The 16914-nt window shown below is 73.4% G+C and carries 10 protein-coding genes; 6 read left to right on the top strand and 4 right to left on the bottom strand.

Annotation, left to right across the window (positions count from 1 at the left end; all coding sequences use genetic code 11):
* Positions 1-10 precede the first annotated feature (10 nt).
* On the bottom strand, positions 11-4591 hold the full coding sequence (locus tag ACZ466_RS42150) for an SCO7613 C-terminal domain-containing membrane protein (protein ID WP_378291147.1): 4581 nt from the start codon (positions 4589-4591) through the stop codon (positions 11-13).
* Positions 4592-4840: 249 nt separating this feature from the next.
* On the opposite strand from ACZ466_RS42150, the gene ACZ466_RS42145 reads away from it, so the two are divergent.
* Positions 4841-8851: a hypothetical protein gene (locus ACZ466_RS42145; RefSeq protein ID WP_378291149.1), complete on the top strand. Its 4011-nt coding sequence runs from the start codon at positions 4841-4843 to the stop codon at positions 8849-8851.
* A 287-nt stretch (positions 8852-9138) separates the two neighbouring features.
* On the opposite strand, the gene ACZ466_RS42140 is transcribed toward ACZ466_RS42145, so the two are convergent.
* Positions 9139-9816, bottom strand: a complete 678-nt coding sequence (locus tag ACZ466_RS42140; protein ID WP_378291151.1) for a hypothetical protein — start codon at positions 9814-9816, stop codon at positions 9139-9141.
* A 540-nt stretch (positions 9817-10356) separates the two neighbouring features.
* Here ACZ466_RS42140 and ACZ466_RS42135 point away from each other — a divergent pair.
* Genes ACZ466_RS42135 through ACZ466_RS42120 form a run of 4 tightly spaced genes read left to right on the top strand, consistent with a single transcriptional unit; the run spans position 10357 to position 13806 of the window.
* The gene (locus ACZ466_RS42135; RefSeq protein WP_378291153.1) at positions 10357-11463 is read left to right on the top strand and encodes a permease; all 1107 of its coding nucleotides are present in this window, start codon (positions 10357-10359) and stop codon (positions 11461-11463) included.
* Positions 11460-12236, top strand: coding sequence for a TIGR03943 family putative permease subunit (locus tag ACZ466_RS42130; RefSeq protein WP_378291155.1), 777 nt, complete (start codon positions 11460-11462; stop codon positions 12234-12236). Before ACZ466_RS42135 ends, ACZ466_RS42130 begins: the two co-directional genes overlap by 4 nt.
* Positions 12233-13090, top strand: a complete 858-nt coding sequence (locus ACZ466_RS42125; RefSeq protein ID WP_378291157.1) for a patatin-like phospholipase family protein — start codon at positions 12233-12235, stop codon at positions 13088-13090. Before ACZ466_RS42130 ends, ACZ466_RS42125 begins: the two co-directional genes overlap by 4 nt.
* Before the next feature lie 56 nt (positions 13091-13146).
* Entirely contained in the window at positions 13147-13806 is a 660-nt protein-coding gene (locus tag ACZ466_RS42120; protein ID WP_378291159.1) for a pentapeptide repeat-containing protein, read from the top strand.
* Positions 13807-14019: 213 nt separating this feature from the next.
* Here the strand turns inward: ACZ466_RS42120 and ACZ466_RS42115 are convergent, their stop codons facing one another.
* Positions 14020-14415 (bottom strand): hypothetical protein, encoded by a 396-nt coding sequence (locus tag ACZ466_RS42115; RefSeq protein WP_378291161.1) that lies wholly within the window; start codon positions 14413-14415, stop codon positions 14020-14022.
* 791 nt (positions 14416-15206) lie between these two features.
* Here ACZ466_RS42115 and ACZ466_RS42110 point away from each other — a divergent pair.
* A complete protein-coding gene (locus ACZ466_RS42110; protein WP_378291163.1) occupies positions 15207-16310 on the top strand; it encodes a winged helix DNA-binding domain-containing protein in 1104 nt (367 codons plus the stop codon).
* Positions 16311-16362: 52 nt separating this feature from the next.
* Here ACZ466_RS42110 and ACZ466_RS42105 read toward each other — a convergent pair whose 3' ends face one another.
* Complete coding sequence (locus tag ACZ466_RS42105; protein WP_378291166.1) at positions 16363-16899, bottom strand: GNAT family N-acetyltransferase; 537 nt, start codon at positions 16897-16899, stop codon at positions 16363-16365.
* Positions 16900-16914: the final 15 nt, after the last annotated feature.

The following is a 16914-nucleotide window of genomic DNA, read 5'->3' as shown; positions in this document are numbered from 1 at the left end:
TCCGGGCTGCTCAGCGCATTCCGGCGATGGATCTGCGGACGCGGCGGATGTCGCGCAGGCGGTGCTCGTAGGTGGCGCCGGTGAAGAGGAGGGCGGCGCCGGTCAGGGCGATCGGCAGCCAGCGCGGGCCGTTTCCGACGAGGTCTGCCAGGGCCGGGAAGAGTTCGTGTGCCGCGTTCACCACGAGCACCGCCCCGCCGAGCAGCAGCAGGGCTTGGAGGCGGGTCCAGGCGCCGGCGAGGGTCACGGCGAACGCGGTCAGTCCCAGCAGCAGCGGGCGTATGAGGCCGTCCTCGTTCCAGGCCGCGACGAGACTGGGGAGGAGTGTGAGCGCCAGGGCGGGCCCATAGGCGGTCCAGGAGGAGAGCGTGTCGTCGCGGCGCCGCAGCCATCGGCCGCCGAGAAGCAGCAGGAGGCTCACCGAAGTCGTGTACGCCTCCGGCGCGGTGACCGCGGTGTCGCCGAGGAGCAGCCACAGCGCCAGGTGCAGCAGTACCGCCCCCGCTCCCAGGCCGGGGAGGCGACGGTCAGCGCGGGTGGCGACGCCCAGGGCGAGGGCTCCCGCAAGGGTCAACGCCAGGCAGGCGTACGGGACGCTGGCGCACGCCAGGCCCACGCCGACGGCGGCTACGGCATAGCCCGCGAACTCCACGGCCGCCCCCGCCGTGCGGTGGCGGTGGCCGATCTCCCATGCGCCGAACGCGGACGGCGCCGCCACGGCCGCGAGCACCGCGAGCCCTGCGAGTTCGACGCGGAAGCCGCCCGCGAGCACGCCGGTGGCCACGAGCCCCGCAGCGGCCAGGACGGCGGTCGCGGACGACGCGCAGCGCATCGCTTCGTGACGCGCGGCCACAGCGCAGCCGGTCGCGAGCGCGGCGACGCCTCCCGCGACGGCGAGCGTCGGAGCGGTCATCGGCAGCGACCACGCGACGGCGAGCGTGGTCAGCCATAGGGCCATGCCGCCCGCGAACCAGTCCATGGTGCGGGAAAGGGCCGTCCGTACGGCGAGTGCCGCGACCAGTGCGCACACCATGGCCAGCCCGGCTCCGTGGGGGAGGTCGGCGGTCCAGGGCAGTACGAGCACGGCCGGGGGCACGCCGAGTACGGCCGCCCTGTAGGCGCCGCGCGGCCCGTCCAGGAGGCGGGCGCTCGCTATGGCCGTCACGGCGGCGAGTCCTGCGGCCGCCGCGGCGGCCGGTGGCACGCTCACCCCGAGGTCGTTGAGAAGAGGCGATTCCCGGAAAGAGCCGAGGTCCTCGGACCATGCCCGGCCCACCCATGCGTAGGGCGCGAGGAGTGACAAGAACAAGCGCGGCAGATGCAGCAGCAGGGCGAGCCCTGAGATGACCCAGGCGAAGATGAGCACGGCCAAGCGCGCTTGGCCGTGCAGCCGCGCGGCCGCCATCACCGCGGTCAGGCCGCCTAGCCCCAGGACGAGTGTGACCTGGTGGACGTGGCCCCCGGTCATGCCGAGGGCGCCGCCCCAGAGCGCGAGCGCCCCCGCGTTGAGGGCGTGTGCGAGCCGGGGGCGGTGTTCCCCGATGAGCGCCCCAGCCCGCACCGCGAGTGCCGCTGTCGCCAGGACCACGAACGCGGCGTACCGCGCGGGCAGATCCCCGGCCAGCGCCGCCGCGGCGCCCTCCGCGCCCACGGCCAGCGTCGTGACGGCCGATGCGGCGGACGCGACGGGCGAGTTCCCGCCGCGCAGCGCGCACACCACGCCTGCCAGGGCCAGGGCGGCGAGCACCGCAAGCGTCGCGGTCTGGTCGGCCAGTGACCAGGAGACGGCGAGCGTGGCCGTCCAGAGGGCCGCTCCTCCCGCGGCGGTACGGTTCATGGCCGCCCACAGGGCGAGCGCCGCAGTGAGTGCGACGAGGAAGGCCAGCGCAGCCCAGTAGGGAAGGTCGGCGGCCAACGGCACGGGGGCGAGCGCGACCGGGACCGCCACCTGGGCGACCCCAAGTGCGGCCCAGCGGCCCCGGTGGACCCCGGCCGCGCACACTGCCGCGATGGCCGCCAGCACCAGGATCGGCATGAGCATGGGCCGTACGGTCCAGGCCGCTTCCGGTGTCAGGGCGCCCCGCGCGCTCTCCGTCGTGCCGGTCCACGTCTTGGCGAGCCATCCGTACGGCCCGAAGAGCGCGGGGAAGAACGCGTCGCTCAGCGGCAGTGGCGCCAGGAGTGCGAAGAGGTAGGACTCTCCGATCGCCCCGGACGACGGCAGCCCGACGCGCCGCAGCGACCATGCCGTGGCCGCGCCGAGGAGCGCCGTGACGGCCAGGGTGAGGCCGAGGACCCCCGCCCAGGTCGACCCGATCCCCTCTGACGGCAGCCAGGCGACGCCGATTCCCACCGCGACCAGGGAGAGCACCGCGGAGGCGATGTCGAGGGCCACCGCTTGGGCGGGACGGTTCGCTCGTAGCGCCGCCCCGGGCGGGACGACGCGGACGACAGCGAACCCCGCACCGAGCAGAACCGTGCGGACCGTCCGGCGGGAGTCCACCACGGCTCGCGCAAGCGCGCGCGGCGGGTCTCCTGTCGGCAGTGCGACGGCCAAGGCGATGAGCCGTACGCCCAAGAGCGCGAAGGGGAGGAGTTGCAGGGACCAGGAAGAGGTGTTCCAGAGCGCGATGAGGAGGGCTCCGCCGCCCAGGACCGTCCCTGCCCCCATCGCAACCTGCGCGACCGTCGTACGCGCCGGGCCCGCCAAGGCGAGGAAGGCCACCGCCACGACGACCGCCGCCACCGGCCACAGGGAGTCGTCCCCCGCGGGCCACATGAACGCGAGCGCAGCGGAGTGCACACCGAGGGCCGTGGCCACGGACGCGAACGCCACGTCCCTGGACAAGGAGGCGATGGCGAGCAGCACGACGGTCAGCGCCAGCACCACGGCGACCGACGCGGCGTAGGGCATGCCCGTGGCCGCGGGAAGGACCAGAACGGCCGAGGCGGCGAGCACCAGAGCGACGCCACGCGTCACAACCCGCAACACGGCCCGCGGTACCGCATCGGCGACGATGTCAAGCAGATGCTTGGGCAGGATCAGGGCGACGATGGACGCGGCCACCAGCACGAGCGGCGACGCGGGCGTTCCCGTCTCCGCCATCTGATCGAGCCCGGTTCCAAGGGCCGCGCGAGGCCCTTCGGTGTTCCAGATGGCGGCGTCGACGTTCCCGGAGAGGGGCGCGACGGCCGTGACCAGTACCTCCGGCATCACCCACACGACGGTCAGCGCGAGAGCGGCCACCCCAGCCGCGCCCGCTCCCAGTCGCAGCCGTTGGGGCGTCCAAGCGCTCCCCACCAGGACCAGGCACGCGGACATCGCGTATGCAGCCACCGACCATTCGCCAGGAAGCACCTCTTTCGCAGGAGTCGCACAAGCCGCCACGGCACAGACGCCGGACAGACCCGACGCGACGCCGCGCCACACCTCGTCCTTCAGAAACCAGCCGCAGGCGGCCGTGACGAGCGCGGCCAGGACGAGCACGCCGGAAGCCCGCAACGCCTCGTCCAGAGAGGCGACCTGGAAGGACTCCGCCAGTGCGGTGGCGGTCCCGGCCGCCCCCGTCCCGAGCCCGGCGACGGCGGCGACGGCCCGCTCGGGCGTGCGGGAGGCCCGCGTCCAGACGAGCACGTCGAACGCCGCCGTAAGAACCAGGGCCAGCGCAAGACCGGTCGGCGTGGGCCCCAGGGCGACCGCCCCCAACGGCAACGGCACCTGGGCGAGCGCGAGCGCGGTGGGGGCGGGCAGCCGGAGCGGTGCGATCCGCGCGTAACCCGCCCAGAGCAACGCCAGTACGGCCGAACCCACTGCGGCGGCCCAGAAGCCGGTGTCGTCCGAGCCGGGCAGGTCCAGCTCTTCGGGAGCCGTTGAACGACCTGCGACCGCGTTGGCGACGGCCACGCCCGTCAGGGGAAGGAACACCAATCCGATGTAGGCGACGGTCTCGGCCGTGGAATGCAGTCGCCGCCGTACGAGCAGCCAGGGAAAGGAGAGGGTGCCCACCGTGATGGTGGCCAGGATCGCCGCACGGATGCTCAGGTGCCCCCAGCTCACCACCGTGAAGACGACCGCCGCTATGCCGAGCATCAGGCCGCCCAGGAGCAGCAGAAGATTCTGCACCGCATACCGGGATAGGTCGCGCCTGGGCCCGCGCGGGGCCTCTGCACGCCCGACGGCATGTCCGCGAGCCCCCGGCTCGGCGGCGCCGACCGGTGCAGGCGGATCTCCCTGGACGGCGGCCGTGCCCCTGGCGCCCGCCTCGGCGCGGGGTTCGGCGCGGGGTTCGGTGGCGGCTGTTTCCTGAAGGCTCCCGGCAGGAACCCCGGCGGCGGCTGTCTCGGCCGTGGCGGGGACGGGCGGCGCATGCTGCTGCTGCCGCAACAGCGTCAGCAGCCGGATGCGGTGCTCGTCCAGTTCAACGCGCCGCGCCGCCAGGCCGCGCACCGCGGCGTCTATCTCGATGATCTCTGCCTGGACGCGCCACAGTTCCTCGGTCGGCGCTCCCGCCAGCGGCAGCCCGCACGTCCTGCACGCGGGGCCCCGATCCCCGATCACATTCCAGCAGCCGGGGCAGTTCCGCCGATCCACCGGCGACACCTCACTTGGCTTGGGAACGGACCCAGGACCCTAGGCACCCCGCGATGACATTCACGACATCCGTGACCGAACCGGTACGGAATCGATCGCGGACGGTTCGCCCCCGGCGAAGGTTGTGATCATGGAAGACCCTGGGGGTTCGACCCTTCCGGAGGCGGCACCGTTCCGTGACATGTCCCTCACCCTGCGATCGCCCTGAAGGGTCCCGTTTCGTCGGAGGCCGGGGCCAGGATGTGCGGCATGCACAGCTCCCCAGAACTGCCCGGAGACGGGCCCGACGACCTCCCGGAGGACATCGCCGCCTGGCTCGCCGAGCACGAGCTGGCGTGCCGCCGCACGGCCCGCCGCTGGATCGCGCACTCGGCCGCCGTCCCCGTCCGCGTGCTGCGCCGCCTGTGGCCCGATCCGGCCTGGCGCCAGGTCCTGCGCGGCACGATCGTCGGCACCCGTCGCGACGGCGTGCACGGCTCCCCCGTCACCGTGGCCGGCCTGCTCGTCGCGGTCGGCGAGGCGCCCGGGGCGCACACCGAGATCCTGACCCTGGAGGGGGGCACCCGGCGGATCGCCGACGAGCACCTGGTCTTCGCCCACCACCAGGACATCCCCGACCCCGAGGCTGCCGGGCGCGTCGCCGACGAGCACGGGCTGCGGCTGTGGCAGGTGCAGCTCGACAGCGACGGCTTCCCGTGGCGGCCCCACGAAACGCTGCTGGCCGCTCAGTTCGACTGGGTGCGCGACTGGCAACTCCGCAACGCCCTCGCGCCCGTGGGTCCCGCCACTGCGAACGCTCTGGACGCCCCCGGTCACCCCGGCGAGCAGGCGGTGCGCACCCGCGTCCACCGGCATCCCGCGCTCGGCGAACGGCCGGTGGTCCGTCTGCTGGCCGACACCGAGGCGGCCGGCGCCGACCTGCTGGCGAGCGCCCTGGGCTGCCCGCCGCCGGAGGTCGGGCCCGCCCTCCTGGCCGCCGCCCGGCACCCGCTGCTGGGCTACCCCGCGTGGGCCCTGGTGCACGATCCGGACGCGTCCGGCGCCGCCCTCGCGGGTCTGAAGGTGCTGAACGAGGCGCGCCGCGCGGCCGCCGGGAGCCCGCAGACGGCGTTCGAGAAGCTGCGGCGGCACGCGTCGGGCGGCGCTCTTCCCGCCTCGCACGCGCCCGCGTTCTGGCTGGAGGCGGCCACGGTGTTCGGGCAGCCGGGAGTGCCGGCCTCTCCGGGGGCCGACCTGGCCCGCCGCTGCCGGGCGCTGGCGGTTCCGCCGGCCGACCGACTGCGGAAGGATGCCGGGCTGTGGCACGCCCTGGTCCGGGTGGGCATGGTGGACGGCGAGGAGTTCTGCCGCGACCTGGCCGCGCGCGAGGACCCCGAGGCGGCGCACGAGGCGTTCCGGGAGATCGCCCTGCACAGGATGACCGGCGCGCCGCGGTTCAGGACGCTGCGGGAGTTCGCCGTGGCGGCCGGGCGCGACGGCGTGGAGCAGGACGCCCGCGACCTGGGCGACATCATCAAGCGGCAGGGAAGCCTGTACGAGTTGCCGGACGTGGCGTTCAAGGGCAAGCGCAAGGCCTTCGTGCACCTGGCGCGGACCGACGACTGGTGCCTGCGGCTGCTGTTCGGGTTCCGTTCCCAGCTGGAGATCCTCGCCTGGCACGGCCTGCTGGAGCCGCTGCTGGCCGACGCCGAGGTGGCCGGGCGGCTGCGCGGCGGCGTGCTGTGGCCCGGTTCGTCGGCCACGCGCTGGGTGAACGAGACCTACGGCCGCGAGTGGGGCGCCTGGAGCGCGAAGGTCCGGCAGCGGCTACTGGACTTCCTCGCGCCCGTCCTGGTGGAGGAGGGCGAGGGGGTCGCCATCGAGGGCGGCGAGTGGACCGACCTCAACGCGCTCGACGTGCTCTGCGAGCACGGGGTGCCGCTGGCCGCGCCGGTACGGGCGATCTCGCTGACCGCCTGGTACCGCACCGGCGAGGACCGGCGGCGGCCGCTGGAGCACGTGGCCGCCGATCCGCGCTTCCGGGAGCTGCTCAAGGCGGAGGTGGCGGCGTTCGACGGCGCGCCCGAGCCGGCCCCGCCGCCCCGCAACCAGCCGCCGCCCGCGCCGTTCGCCCGCGAGCAGCTGCTGGAGTTCCCGGCGCTGGCCCCCGTCGTCGCCGAGGTCTTCCCTGACCTGGCCGACGCAGTGGGGAGTCCGGCCGACCCGGTGCTGCGCAGGGCGCTCCAGGACTTCGGCGTGTGCTTGGACGGGGCGCCCTCCGGTCGCCTGGGAACGCTGCGTTCCATGCGCGCCGCGGCCGCCCGCCTGCGCGGCGAGAGCGCGGCCCCCGTCCCCGTGCCGGGCGTCCACTGGGCGCTGCTGATCGAGCACGTGGGCGCCATCGCCGTGCGCGCGGTCTCTCCCGCGACCTCGGACGAGGAACGCCGGGCCCTCGCCGACTTCCTCGGTGTCTGGGCCGGGATGCCCTTCATCGCCGAGCCGGAGCGGGGCTGGCAGTACGGCACGCTGAAGCACGGCACGCTGACGGGCACGGGGCTTCCCGAGGAGGTGGGCGAGGCGGTCCTGCTCTACCGGGGCGATCAGGGCCGCAGCGGCACCGCGCTCGGAGCCGCGGGCGACGCTGTGTGGTTCGTCCGGCCCACCCCGCGCGCCGGGAAGCCCGATCCACTGCACGGCCGGATCGGTGTCCTGCGCGACATCGACCCCGGCTGGGCCACTCCCGAACGGATCGGGGCGTTCACCCGTACGCTCGCCCGGCGCGGCCCGCTGACCTGGGGGAAGCCGGTGCAAGAGGCGGCCGGTGAGCTGGCCGGCGAGCTGGCGCCCGACCATCCGGATCGGATCTGGACTCTCACACGGGCCGACGCGACGCTGATCCTCGCCGGGTTCCCGGGAGCGGCGGGCGGGCTGTCCGGCGAGCGCCGCAAGATCCTCAAGCTCAGGGCCTCCGAGGAGCCGGACGCGCAGGGCAGGCTGGCGGTGCTCGACGGGCCGCAGCGGCTCCGGCTCGCCGCCGCTGTGCCGCCGCCCGATCCCGCGTCGTGGTGGCGCAAGGACGGCTGGAACGGCGCGGCCGCCCGGGTCGCCGCCGCCTGGCATGGGCCCGACCCTGGCCCGGCGGCCTTCTCCCCGGCGGCGACGTACGACCTGATGGGCTTCCTTTACACGCACCGGCCCGGCGCCCCGCATGTGGACGCGAAGCTCGCCACCCTGGGACGCCCCGATCGGGCCGCGGTCCTCACCACGGACGGCGGACACACCTTCCGCTGGAACCGCTTCCAGAACAGGCCCGAGCTCGTGCCCACCGCGATCACCGCGGAGCTGGAGCAGGTCCAGCTGGTCGCCTGGGCGGCGACGCGGCTGCCGATCGGGCACCCGGCACTGCGCCGCCTGCCGGAGCTGCTGCGGCTGCTGCGCGAGCGGCTGGAGCATCCCGATGTGGTGATCGCGGCCACGCGGCGCTGGCGTGGCACGCCGCACGACTCCAGGGGCGGCGGCGCCCCGCCGAAGCCGGAGGAGCTGTTCGGCCCCGCCTCCCGGCTCCCGGTGGTGGGCGGGGAGGTCCATGACGACGGGGTGTTCATCGCCGTCCCCTACCCCCAGGCCGCGGACCCGGCGCCGCAGGTGCTCTTCCGTCCGGCGGCGCTGCGCGCGGGGGGCTCCACCGCCGCGCGTACGGCCCTGGCCTCCACCGATCCGGACTTCGCCCGGTGGGAGGCCCTGCTCGAGCTGGCGTTCGCGGACGATCTCGAGCGGCTGGCCGAGCGCGCGGCCTCCTCCCCCGTCCCGGACGGCGAGTACGAGGCCAATCCGGCCTTCAGCGCCCCGGAACTGGTCGAGGTGGTGGGGGCCGAGCTGTCGGTGAGCCCGGACGCGGCGGCGCTGTACCTCCAGCTGGCCGCCATGACCGATCCCACGGACCGGCTCGTCCGCCGCTGGAACCGGTGGGGCGCCGAACGCCACGAGCGGGCCGGGCGCGAACTTCTCGGGGCGGGGGCCGTCCTGCCCCGTCCGGAGGAGAAAGAGGAGGGGAGGCAGTTGCACGGCCGGTCCGCCGTCCTCCCCGGGGCACTCACCGAGTGCCGCGCCATCGGCGCCCCGGATAAGGGCGGGTGGGTGATGGAGGCTTACAAACGACGCCTGTATCCGGCCCTGGAGGCCCCTAAGGGTGGCGTGGATCTCATTATGGCGAGGGGGCTCGTCCACCGTCCGCCGCACGAATTGTTCGCGCTCGCCTGGGACGAGGTACGGCCCGCTTGAAGCGGGTCAGGAACGCCGGATCGGCGCCAGGGCAGTACCGGAGCGGCGTAAGGGAGAGCGTGATGCGAGAACGGGAACGCCCCGATGATCAAAATGGTCATCGGGGCGTTCCCGTTCGCTCGGGCGGAACGGCGGACATCGCCGCCGAACACCTTGGGAGATCCTTGGGAGATCCCTGGGAGAACCCGGGGGGCACCCTACGCGGGCTGTCATGAGACCCCTATGAGGGGCCCACGTTCGGTGGGTTCAGGGAAGGAGGGTCGGAATTGATCGGATGATGGGAAGGGTCAGGAGCCGAAGGGCTGGGGCTTGCCCTTCCCCGGGCCGTCGCCCCACTTGAGAACCTCGTACTTGAGGCCCTTGATGTGGCCCTCGCCACTGCCGGCGTTGTACTTGCTCGCCGGCTTCTTCCCGTCCAGGAGGTAACGGAAGGTGTAGGTGTCCAGGTCCAGCATCACGCCCCTGTGGGAGGGCTCGCCGGGGCCGCGGTCGCCCACGAAGCCGGTGATGCTGCGGCCGTTGGCGCTGACCTTGACCTTGGTGTGCATGGGCCAGCTCGGGCTGGCGAACAGGCCCTTCTGCATCGGCTTGCCGCCGGCGGGGGCGCCGGTGTCACCGTTGATGCCCGAGCCGTCGTCCCAGAAGTAGGACGCGGTGGTCGTGCCGGTGAGCAGGGCCTTGGTCTTCTTCTCGCCCGGCTTGGCGGCCTTCTTCTCGGTCTTGCGGGCCTCCTGGGCCTTCGCCTGACCGGTCTGGGGCCGGGTGTTCTGGGGCTGTCCGGCCTTCCCCGCGAGGGTGCCGGGCTGCTCGGCGTCCTGCCGAGCCACCATCGCCTGCTGCGACGGCGTCTTCTGCTGCTGAGCGGTGTCATCGCTGCTGGCGGCGGCCACTCCGGCCACCAGCATGCCGGCCAGGCAGGTGCCCGTGGCGGCGGTCATGACGACGTTGATCGCTCGCTTCTGCATGTGAGTCCTTTGTTCGGCGGTCAGGGCAGCCGTTTCACGCCGGAACAGGGGGATCCCGTGTGGCAGGGGAAACGGCCCCGAGAGTCGAGCTCGGGAAAGAACGAGACGCCGCGCGGAGGGACCCGCGAATCGGTGATCCGGCGATTCCGCGCATGGGCGGACCGCGTTCGTGTCCGGTCGCGCATGACCGGCTCCCGGGCACGCGCGCAACACGAACTGGATCAGCGGGAGATTGCCGACCGGGGGCTCGTCGGCCCATCCGGTTGACGGCCTAGCATGGGAAGGCCGCTCGGCGAGAGAAGATCCCGCCTGGCGGGCGGGAACGCGACGACTCTGTGTTCAGCCAGGTCAAGTGGTCTTTGACCGTGACCTGGCGTCGAGTATATGCGCCATTACCACGTCTAGACCAAACCACACTTTTCTTTACCTTTTGCCAGGTAGATCTTTTATGTCCGGCTCATCCTGCTGTGTCGTGGAATGCCGTTGCAGCAAGGGGATCCGGCGCGTGCCGGGCCGCTCCGGCGGGGCCGCTGTGGCACGATGACCCGCATGACCGAGCCCGCCGACCTCCGAGCCGACGACGTCACCCCGGGCACGGGGACCGCCCTGGGCAAAGGAACGGTGAAGCCGCCGCGGGCCGGCCTGGACGAGACGCTCCCGCCCGCCGACTGGGGCGCCCGGCGCCCTGTCGCACCGGGCACCCGCGCCGCCTGGGGGTTCGCCGCCCTGGCCGCCGTCCTGGTCGCCGGACGCCTCTGGGCGGCCCCGCTGATCGGCGCCCGCGCGCTGGACGCCTGGACCACGATCTTCGTCGCGATCTGCGTCCAGGCCCTGCCCTTCCTGGTCTTCGGCGTGGCCCTGTCGGCGGCGATCACCGCGTTCGTCCCGGCCTCCTTCTGGAACCGGGTGCTCCCCCGGCGGCCGGGCGCGGCCGTACCGGTCGCGGGCGCCATGGGGGCCGTGCTGCCCGGCTGCGAGTGCGCCTCGGTCCCGGTCGCGGGCGGCCTGATGGCGCGCGGGGTCGCGCCCGCCGCCGCGCTGACGTTCCTGCTGGCCGCGCCCGCCGTCAACCCGATCGTGCTGGTCGCCACCGCCGTCGCCTTCCCCGACGCGCCGGAGATGGTCCTCGGGCGGTTCGCCGCGTCCATGATCGTGGCGGTGCTGGCGGGCTGGGCGTGGCTGCTGTTCGGCCGGGGCGAGTGGATCAGGATCCCGTCCCGCCCGCCCTCCGGCACCGGGGCCGCCGCGCGCTGGGAGGCGTTCCGGCAGGCCATGCGGCACGACATCATGCACGCGGGCGGCTTCCTGATCGTCGGCGGCGCCGCGGCCGCCACCATCAACGTGGCCGTGCCCTCCGAGTGGGTCGGCGGCGTGGCCGGGATCCCCTGGCTGTCCGTCCTGGTCCTGGCCGTGCTGGCGGTGCTGATGTCGATCTGCTCGGAGGCGGACGCGTTCGTGGCGGCCAGCCTCAGCCAGTTCTCCCCGACCGCCAAGCTGGCGTTCCTGGTCGTGGGGCCCATGGTCGACCTCAAGCTGATCGCGCTGCAGGCGGGCTTCTTCGGCCGCCGGTTCGCCGTGCGCTTCGTCCCCCTCACCTTCGTTCTCGCCGTGGCGGTCAGCGCGATCGCCGGAGGAGTGCTGCTGTGACCAAGGCCGCGCAGAACCTGCTGCTGATCGCGATCGGCGCCGCCGTGCTCTGGATCACGCTGGCGACCGACGAGTACCTCAACTACGTCAAGCCCTGGTTCCGCCTGCCGCTCGTGGCGGCGGCCGCCGCCATGGTCGTGCTGGGCGGCGCGGGCCTGCGCCGGGAGTGGCGGGAGAAACCTGAGGACGCCCACGGGCACGACCACGAGGACGGGCACGGGCACGGGCACGGGCACGACCACGGCGGGCACGACCACGGCGGGCGCGGCCCCCGGGTCGCGTGGCTGATGTGCCTGCCCGTGCTGGCGATCTTCATCGTGGCGCCCCCGGCGCTGGGGTCGTACACCGCCTCCCGCGACACCGGCCGCCAGGCGCAGCCCCCGCCACCGCCCGCGGCGGGCTTCGGAGAACTGCCGCGCACGGGCGGGCCGGTCCCGATGACCATGGGCGAGTTCATCGGACGCTCCTACGAGGCCCAGACCGGGCAGTCGCCGTACCTGCGCGGCGTCCCGGTGCAGCTGACCGGGTTCGTGACGCCCCGTCCCAAGGGCGGCGGCTGGCAGGTCACCCGCCTCAAGATGGCCTGCTGCGCGGGCGACGCGGTGCCGTTCCCGGTGGTGGTGCACGGGTTGGAGCGGCCGCCCGCCGACGCCTGGGTACGGGTCGTCGGCACCTGGCGTCCCCCGGCGGGCGGCGAGGCCGTCTCGGGCGTGCACGAGCTCCAGGGGCAGTCGGTCACGCGGATCAAGAAGCCCCGGAACCCGTACGAATGACCGGCGCGAAGGACGGCGGCAGGGCGCTGGTGCTGGGCGGCGGCGGTATCACCGGCATCGCCTGGGAATGGGGCATCCTGTCCGGGCTGGCCGAAGCCGGGATCGGCCTGCACGAGGCCGATCTGGTGGTCGGCACCTCCGCCGGATCGATCGTGGGCGCGCAGGTGGCCTCCGGCATCGATCCCGAGGCGCGCTACCAGGTGCAGCTGGCCGGGGCCAATGGCGAGATCCCCGCGCGGGTCGGCCGCGCCGTCATGGCCCGATGGGCCTGGGCGGCGCTGCGTTCGCGGACTCCTGAGCGGGTCGGGGCGCGGATCGGGCGGCTGGCCCTGATCGCCCGTACCGTCCCCGAGGCCGAGCGCCGGGCGGTGATCGAGTCGCGGCTGCCGGTCCGGGAGTGGCCGGAGCGCCCCTTGAAGATCACGGCGGTGGACGCGGCCACGGGCGCGTTCACGGTCTTCGACCGCGACGCGGGCGCCGGGCTGGTGGACGCCGTCGGCGCCAGCTGCGCGGTGCCGTGCGTCTGGCCGCCGGTGACGATCGCGGGCCGCCGCTACATCGACGGCGGCGTCCGCTCGCCCGCCAACGCCGATCTGGCCGCGGGGCACGCCGCCGTGGTCGTCCTGGCGCCCAGCGCCGGGGGTTTCGGACCGGTCGCGAGCGTCGGCCGCCAGGTCGCGGCGCTGCGCCGGGCCGGCGCCCGGGTCGCGGTGATCACGCCCGACCGGGCGGCACGGGAGGCGTTCGGCGGCAACTCACTGGACCCGCAAGGGCGCGCCCCGGCGGCCCGCGCCGGACGCGTCCAGGCGCCCTCGGTCGTGGACGCGGTGAAGGCCGTCTGGGGGCGCGCGTGACGGGCCCGTCCAGGCGGGGCGGGCGGAGAAGGACCCCTGGAAGGTCGAGGGCTCCCGTGCCGTCGACGCTGGAAGAGCTGCCGTTCGCCGAATGGCTCGTCCCGCACGACGGTCCCTGGGAGCCGGACGGCGATCACGACACGGTGCGCTTCGGGGCGGTGCGCGTGCCGGACGTCAACGCCCCCGGCTCACGCTTCCTGGACTGCGCGTTCACCGGCACGGCCCTGGAAGGCGGCGGGCTGCGGCGGGCACGCTTCATCAACGTGTGGGCGCACGAGCTGCGCCTGGTGGGCACGGACCTGACCTCGACCGAGTGGCAGGACGCCGCGCTGCTCGGTTCGGTGATCGCGGCGCTGCCGTTCTCCGGGGCGCGGCTGGACCGGGTGACCTTCCGGGGATGCAAGCTCGACGGGATCAACTTCCGCGACGCCGAGCTCACCGACGTGGCGTTCGAGGACTGCCTGCTCCGGGAGGTCGACTTCGGCGGCGCCGCCCTCACCCGCACCGCTTTCCCGGGCTCGCGCCTGGAAGCGACCACGTTCGCGGGAGCGCGGCTGGATCAGGCCGATCTGCGCGGCGCCGAGCTGAGGATCACCATCGAACCCTCGTCGCTGCGCGGCGCCATCGTCTCGCCGGACCAGCTGCTGGATCTGGCACCGCTCCTGGCCGAGGCACTGGGCATCATCGTCGAAGCCCCCTCCCGACCACGCACGTGAGGCCGTCCCGAGCCGCCCAGGAGGAGGTTGCCTGAAGCCGTTTCCCGGCCCGCGGTCCACGGACGGGTGACCGGCTTCGCCTGTTCTCCGCCCGTTCGTTCCCGGCCCGCGACTCCTCGCGGGACCGCTTCCGCTCCGGGGCCGCGCCCCGGTCCTGTTCCGTTCCCGCGGGAGGCGGGAACGGACCGGCGAGACTCGCGGCCCGGAATCGCGTCAGCGAATCGGGAAGGCGGAGGGGAGCAGAGGGGCGGAGGCCGCCCCGGTGTACGCGGGAGCCGGGGAGAAGTCGGCGGCCGTGGGCGGCGGCATATGCCGCTGCGGAGGCACCGCGGCGGCGGGCTCCGCGGGCGGCGGAACGTGGGTGCCGTCGGCGCGGCGCGGTTCGGGGAACCGCTGGGCCTGAGCACGCTGCTCCGTCAGCACCGCCATGAGGGCGCGCGCGGTCTCCTCGTCCATCCTCATCAGGACGCTAGGCCGGCCCGTGGGGTCGACGAACGGGGAGACCGAAGGTGCGGCGGCCTGCTGAGGCAGGGCCTGCCGCATCTCTTCGCGGAGGTCGTGGGCAAGCCGCAGCGCCTGTCGGTCGCTGTCGCTCAAGTGTGCGTTCATCGCGATCTCCGGGGAGTTCACGTGCGGGGGTCCGGGGCAATCCTGCTAGGAATGGCGTGCATGTGCAAGGGCCGATGCACGTGCAGGAGACGGGGGATCGGCCATTTTCGCCGCCTCGCAGCCCCCTCCCGACCACCATCCCTGCCCCGCCCGCGCGGCCGTAACCTGGCCGTGACCGGCAGGGTTTCATCACCCTCACAGGGCCCACGGGACTCTCCTGCGACCCGCCACCCGATCCTGGAGATTTTTCTAGAATCTCCTTCCGGTCCAGGAGAACGCGACAGCGCGCGTCGGCACCGCTACGCAGCGGCGCGGTGATGATCACAGCGTGGCGCCGTGCACCTCCGCATGGTGACGACAGCCCGGGCGGCACGCTCTCAACCCGGAATACCGGCCATCCTCAAGATCAACACCACCATGGGGCGGCTCGGCCCCCGGAGCGGGGATTTCACTCGACAGTGTGAGCGAATGACGGGCACTCGGAGGGCGCGGGGCGCCCGGTGGTGCCGGAGGCATGAGCGAGCAGCAGCCCCAGAGGCGACAGCGCCGACATGGCAAGATCTGTCCTCAGGCGGTGGTGCCCTGAGGGAGGGCGCTGCCGCTCCTGAGGCGGGGCACTCCTAATACAAAGGTGCCCGTTGGGCGGGAACGCTCCTCAGGCAAGGGCACCCTTGAGCAAGAGCATCGTCAAGCAAGGGCGTCTCTAGGCAAGCCGTCACGGAGGCGAGGGGGCTCCTTCGCCGGGGGTGCCCCTGAGGCGAGCGGACGGTCTCTGGAAGGGTGGGCCGACGATGACCGAGACCCTGACGCTGCGGGCGATCAATCGGGCGACGCTGGCGCGGCAGATGCTCCTGGCGCGCGAGGAGACTTCCGTCGCCGAAAGCACGGCGCGATTGTGCGGTCTCCAGGCGCAGGAGCCCAAGCCCCCGTTCCTGGGGTTGTGGACCCGCATCAAGGGTTTTCAAGCCGAGGACCTCCACACGGCCCTGGACGAGCGCAAGGTGGCACGGGCCACGATGATGCGGGGCACCCTGCACCTGATGGCGGCCCCGGACTACCTGTCACTCCGCTCGCCGCTCCAGCCCGTTCTGGACGCGGGCCTCAAGGTGCTCGGCCCTCGCGCCAAGGGACTGAACGTAGAACAGGTTCTTCCGGTCGCCCGCGGCCTGCTCCAGGAGTCTCCCCGCACCTTCAACGAGATGCGCTCTCTTCTCCAGGCCGAGTTCCCTGAAGTCAACGAGCGCGCTCTCGGCTTCGCGGTGCGCATGTGCCTCCCCCTGGTGATGGTGCCGACCCAGGACCGCTGGGGGTTTCCGCGCAACGCGGCGTTCACCCTGGCGGAAACGTGGCTCGGGGAGGCGCCGTCCCCCGACTCGCCCTCCGCCCTGGACAACCTCGTCGTCCGCTACCTGGCGGCGTTCGGGCCCGCTTCGGCAGCCGACGCGCAGGCCTGGTCCGGTCTGCCCGCGCTCAGCGGGGTTCTGGACCGCCTAAGGCCACGGCTGCGCGTCTTCTCCGACGAACGCGGCCGCGAGCTGTTCGACCTCCCGGACGCCCCCAGGCCGGACGAGGCCACGCCCGCCCCGGCCCGGTTCCTTCCAGAGTTCGACAGCCTCGTCCTGGCCCACTCAGACCGCCGGAGGGTCATCTCCGACGAGCACCGTCCCGGCCTCACGACCAAGAACCTGCGCGTGCGCGCGACCTTCCTCTGGGACGGCTTCGCGGCAGGCACCTGGGAGACCGAGCGCAAGCGCAAGACCGCGACGCTGCGCCTCCGCCCCTTCGCCCCCTTGCCGCGCGCCGCCCTGAAGGAACTGAGCGCCGAGGCCGAAACACTCCTCGCCTTCACCGACCCGGACGCCGCCGACCTCCACGTCACCACCGAACCCGGATAAGAGGAACGCCTGGAAGGACTCGGAGGTCTCATGCGCCGAGGGGGCTGCGCCTCTACGAAGCCTCGGCGTCGTGGACCCATGTGAGGAGCGTGTAGTCCCTCCCCTTGTCCCTCACAGGCGCGGGCGCCCTGTCGGTCAGGCGGAACCCGGCCGCACGCGCGACACGGCTGCTCGGATGGTTGTCGGGCTCGATCTCCAGATAGACGCGCGCCAGGCCGAGTTCCCCGTGGGCGTAGTCGGTCAGGACCTGGACGGCGCGCACCGCCAGGCGCTGCCCCCGGTGCGCACTGCCGATCCCATAGCCGATGGTGGCCGCGCCCCGGTCGAGGAGGGCCTCCCCCAGGGGTCGGTCGTCCCCGGCGGTGATTGCCAGGTGGATGCGCAGACCCGATGCGAACGACCGTTGCGCGCGCTCCAGGTAGTTCCTCGCGGCGCCCAGGTCGAACGGGGACGCGATGGGCGTCCGGTGGGCGATGTCGGGGTCGTCGAACAGCTCCACCATGTGGACGAGGTCGTCCTCTCTCCACGGCCTCAGAACGAGCCCCTGCCCAGCGAGACGGAACGGCGCCGCCGCCTCGGGCTCACCCACTCGTTCCTCCGACAC

This window comes from Actinomadura rugatobispora (assembly GCF_055379765.1).
The sequence above is the reverse complement of the archived record's forward strand: the minus strand, read 5'-3'. Positions and strand labels throughout refer to the sequence as shown.

What these genes read in the sequence shown, in the direction of transcription:
- ACZ466_RS42125 (WP_378291157.1), top strand. Translation starts at nt 12,233, where the DNA reads ATGACCGGCGCGAAGGACGGCGGCAGGGCGCTGGTGCTGGGCGGCGGC.
- ACZ466_RS42110 (WP_378291163.1), top strand. Translation starts at nt 15,207, where the DNA reads ATGACCGAGACCCTGACGCTGCGGGCGATCAATCGGGCGACGCTGGCG.
- ACZ466_RS42140 (WP_378291151.1), bottom strand. Translation starts at nt 9,816, where the DNA reads ATGCAGAAGCGAGCGATCAACGTCGTCATGACCGCCGCCACGGGCACC.
- ACZ466_RS42135 (WP_378291153.1), top strand. Translation starts at nt 10,357, where the DNA reads ATGACCCGCATGACCGAGCCCGCCGACCTCCGAGCCGACGACGTCACC.
- ACZ466_RS42115 (WP_378291161.1), bottom strand. Translation starts at nt 14,415, where the DNA reads ATGAACGCACACTTGAGCGACAGCGACCGACAGGCGCTGCGGCTTGCC.
- ACZ466_RS42145 (WP_378291149.1), top strand. Translation starts at nt 4,841, where the DNA reads ATGCACAGCTCCCCAGAACTGCCCGGAGACGGGCCCGACGACCTCCCG.